This window comes from Streptomyces sp. NPDC033229, assembly GCF_055576875.1.
In genome coordinates this window covers 1-1,205 of the sequence record NZ_JBVIQR010000211.1, presented here as the reverse complement: position 1 = coordinate 1,205, position 1,205 = coordinate 1, and the positions used below count along the sequence as shown (strand labels likewise).

Genomic DNA, 1,205 nt, shown 5'->3' with positions numbered 1-1,205 from the left:
CCAACCTCGTATCTGACCGCTACACCACCGCCTGAGGACAGGCAATGAGCAGGTCAAACACGCCTCATCCGCTATCACGCACCAGCTCGTTAGAGGTTGGCTCAAGGCAGGGACGGTAGAGGACGGTCTGTTCAACAGGACCGACGAGGGGACCCCACAAGGTGGAGTCATCAGCCCCTTGCTCCTTAATATCGCTCTGCATGGGATGGAAGCTGCCGCCGGAGTACGAAGGTGGAACAACGGGCGCATAGCCTCGAATTCCCCCGTCCTTGTCAGATATGCAGACGACTTCGTGGTGCTATGCCACACGAAGGAGGAGGCATGCCGGGCGAAGCAACGGCTTCAAGAGTGGCTTGCCCCAAAGGGTCTAGCCTTCAACGAGGATAAGACGCGAGTCTGCCACGTCAGCGAAGGCTTTGACTTTCTTGGGGTAACCATCAAGAAGAGCCCGAGTGGGAGCGTACTCTATCAACCTTCCAAGGTGGCAATGCAGAGAGCCAGGCTCAGATTGAAGGAGATCATCTGGCAGGTGGGCGGGAAGGGAACAACGGACGACCTTGTCCGCACTCTCAATTCGTTCATCAGAGGGTGGTCTAGCTACTACAGTCCGGTAAACGGGAAGCAGTCTTTCCTGGCGCTCGACCGGTATCTATTCGACCGGCTGTGGGCGTGGGCTGTGAAGAAGCACCGCCGCAAGGGGCGGCAGTGGATCAGGAAACATCATTGGGGCCTGTACCACCCGATGCGAAATGATAGGTGGGTATTCGGGCGACCGAATCACTATCTGCTGAAATTCGCGTGGACTCAGATCCGCAGACACTCGCTTGTTCCGGGGGCATCCTCCAAGGACGATCCAGCGTTGGCGGAATACTGGTCTAAGAGGGCCAAGAAGCGCGGGATTCCGCAAATGGAGAGGAGCTTCATCCTCACCCTTGCTGCCCGGCAGAAGGGCCTCTGCCCCGGCTGCGGTATGGATCTGATGGAAGGTGCTGGATTTGAACCAGACAACCTACGCGAGTGGGTCAACTGGTTCTCGGCGGCTACGCGGGCGTTCAACGTCCATCACGTAGTCCACCGCCAGCATGGGGGGTCTAACGACCTCTCGAACCTGGAAGGTCATTCAAAAGTCTGTGTGATCTTGCTGGGCAGTGATCGCTGAGCGTGGGATCGGTCCCTCCGGCGTAGCGTGTGAAGTGCCAACCGTC

Annotated in this window: 1 protein-coding gene; it reads left to right on the top strand. The window is 58.0% G+C overall.

What is annotated here, in order from left to right; genetic code table 11:
- Positions 1-31 precede the first annotated feature (31 nt).
- Positions 32-1,159 (top strand): group II intron reverse transcriptase, encoded by a 1,128-nt coding sequence (locus tag ACZ53N_RS37460; protein ID WP_469145148.1) that lies wholly within the window; start codon positions 32-34, stop codon positions 1,157-1,159.
- Positions 1,160-1,205 lie beyond the last annotated feature (46 nt).